This is a genomic window from Zooshikella ganghwensis DSM 15267 (assembly GCF_000428585.1).
In the GTDB taxonomy this organism is placed as follows: Bacteria; Pseudomonadota; Gammaproteobacteria; order Pseudomonadales; family Zooshikellaceae; genus Zooshikella; species Zooshikella ganghwensis.
In genome coordinates, this window is sequence record NZ_AUAF01000306.1 from 1 (window position 1) to 2,472 (window position 2,472).

Genomic DNA, 2,472 nt, shown 5'->3' on the forward strand with positions numbered 1-2,472 from the left:
ACATTATGCGAAGTTGGGTAAATAGCCTGAGAGGGGTTCTAAGGCGCTCTCAAGACGTGTTAATGATTAAGTCTACACCTGTTAGCGCTGTGTAGCTAACACGCGTAAACCATCCCAATTCTCCGAACCATTCGGGCGCGTGTTGGTTCACTCCCATCAACAAAGTCATTCTCCGCGATGCTCCGAAAGACTTTGCCGCTGCTCGCGAACTTCAATCTAACCCCGTGAATGGCTTGCCGTTTGCGCGTTTCGCTGCGGTGCGTTGGCTCCTCGCTGCAATGCTCATCGGCGGCCATTGCACACTGGATCAAAGTAACTTGGTATCGACCGTATCCGTCGATTTATCTAAGCGACGACTGCATGTGACGGGAAAACCACCGCCAGCATGAACCAACAAAGCAAGACACGAGGTCTTGCGAATCACCTGGTAACCGGCCAGCTCCAAATCATATTCAGACAGCGTAAAGCTTGAATAACCTTCAGCACTCGCACTGAACATGTAATAACGTTTGCGACCCTCGGAAATATCCGCATCAATCCTGATATCAAAGCCTTTGAGCAAGTTGCTTTCTAGAGAGTTAGCTTGATTATCTGGGCGATGAGATACAGCCAGCCCACCATGATTAACAGCCGAATGACTAGAAACCTGAGTATGATTCTGACCGGTTTGCTGAGCCTCCACAGTTGTTTGAGCAGCCACTTTAGGAGCCCCGGAACTTTGCAGCAAAGCTTCCAGCTTGTTCTCCGCAAATAACCAATCAGCTCCGCCGCCATCGAGAATAAGAGCAAAACACGCAAATATAACGAACAATAACACCATGATTTTAGGCGTTCGAAAGATGTTAATACCCGCGATGGTATCCGACACTTGGCCTGTAGCCGTCGACTCATAACACGCAAACGTTTTTTCATTGATCTTCTTCGTAGCACTCATGGCGCCAGCACTAGGTTTATTCTCGCTGGCGTTATGCAAAGTCTCGCGGTAACGCCCTTTAAACGGCCAAAATTGCGAAACCAAGCCTAGATTCAAGTGGTAATACGCGGCTTCAGCCCAAGCACGAATATCCTTGCGCAATAGCGTGATGGATGGGGTTGTCAGAATGACATCAAACTTGCGGTGGCGTTGACGGGTCCAGGCATCTTCCCAGTTATACGGGCGATTATCGGCCTTAGCCTGGTCAATGCCACCAGGGTAATCAAATTCGGCCAAATCCGAAGCACGCCAACTGGCTGGAAACAGTAATTGCGCTTCATCGAACACCATCAACGCGCCAAACGGTGCCCAGTGAAACCACTTACGCACCCTATCCAAACCGTCTTCGGTATCGGTATCGATATTAATAATCTGAGCGTCTTCCGGTACTTCTGGATAGACTTCGCGAACCCGATCCAGCGTAAAACCACGGACATTGGTCACTACTGGGCGGCCTTTGAGCACCGCCGGAATTACATCATCTTGCAAAGCGCCGCTAGTTTTATACGAACCAAATGCGCCCCAATGTAACTTGGTGGCCACTAGCTAGCCGCCCCAAAAGCGGGTGCAAAACGCATAGTAAATCGTGTTGCCAACGACGATAAAATAATGTTGAAACACTCAGGTATGCGTAAAAATGTCAGCATCTGCGAGACTTCAACATTCAAATGACCGTAAGCACGTTCTAGATGCCCCGAAATATCCAACGCTTGCAGGATCTCGTTCGCCACCTCGGAGGCCGCGAGCATGGCGACATACGACAAGTACATGGCAATATAAATTGCCCATTTAAAGACCACGGTTAACACATTCGTTAACAGCTCAAGCAGCAATAAACAAAAATCCGCAAACCAAATCGGTACTTCCTTTAACAGTTCCCACAGCGTATTAAAGGCTTGGGCAAACCAGTCAAAAAACTCCATAAATCACCTAAAAATAATCACTAAACCGGCAATGGTGGCAATAATGACTAACGCTGCGGCAATCTGATTAAACAAGGCTTCATAACCCGTTAAACACACCTGAAATTGCACCGATTGCTCACCCACGTTGAAACTAACAGGCTCCCAACAAGGCAATGCGCCAACGGCTGAACCAGTAAATTTAAAAGTGCCAAACATATTGGTTTTGAAGCTCTCAAATGCCTGCTTCATGTCCGTCGATAAGGCATCGGTCTTGTCATCAATGTCCTTAGTTAACTGCGAAATTAAATCATCTGCCGTAGGTTGTTCAGGCATACCGGAAAATTCACTAAGAATAGGACCAGCAAATTCCCCTTCTTCCCCTTCGCCCTCTCCATCTCCGGAGCCTTCACCTGTTCCTGAACCATTAGAGGTATTATTATTTGTGGTGTTATTGGTTGTGGTAGACGAAGCGTAACCGCAAGACACTTTAGTCGTCGTGCCGTCTGGGGCTTTTAACGTGTAATAACACTCAGTGCCATTATCATCAGCTTTAAGCTCACGTTTGATGGGCGTCTCACAGCGGTCAGTCAAAGG

2 protein-coding genes and 1 pseudogene are annotated in these 2,472 nt (G+C 47.9%); all 3 read right to left on the reverse strand.

What is annotated here, in order from left to right:
• Positions 1-307: 307 nt before the first annotated feature.
• Entirely contained in the window at positions 308-1,516 is a 1,209-nt protein-coding gene (locus tag F607_RS32080) for a zonular occludens toxin domain-containing protein (protein ID WP_051311859.1), read from the reverse strand.
• Positions 1,516-1,896 carry a DUF2523 family protein gene (locus tag F607_RS0126250; protein WP_027710369.1) on the reverse strand — a complete coding sequence of 127 codons (381 nt, stop codon included), beginning with the start codon at positions 1,894-1,896 and terminating at the stop codon, positions 1,516-1,518. The genes F607_RS32080 and F607_RS0126250 overlap by 1 nt, the downstream gene beginning before the upstream one ends.
• A 3-nt stretch (positions 1,897-1,899) precedes the next feature.
• Positions 1,900-2,472: pseudogene (locus F607_RS35015) on the reverse strand (hypothetical protein); the annotation flags it as partial.

Bases quoted from the DNA above. Each gene is read 5' to 3' on its own strand.
- F607_RS0126250 (WP_027710369.1), bottom strand. From the start codon at position 1,896: ATGGAGTTTTTTGACTGGTTTGCCCAAGCCTTTAATACGCTGTGGGAA.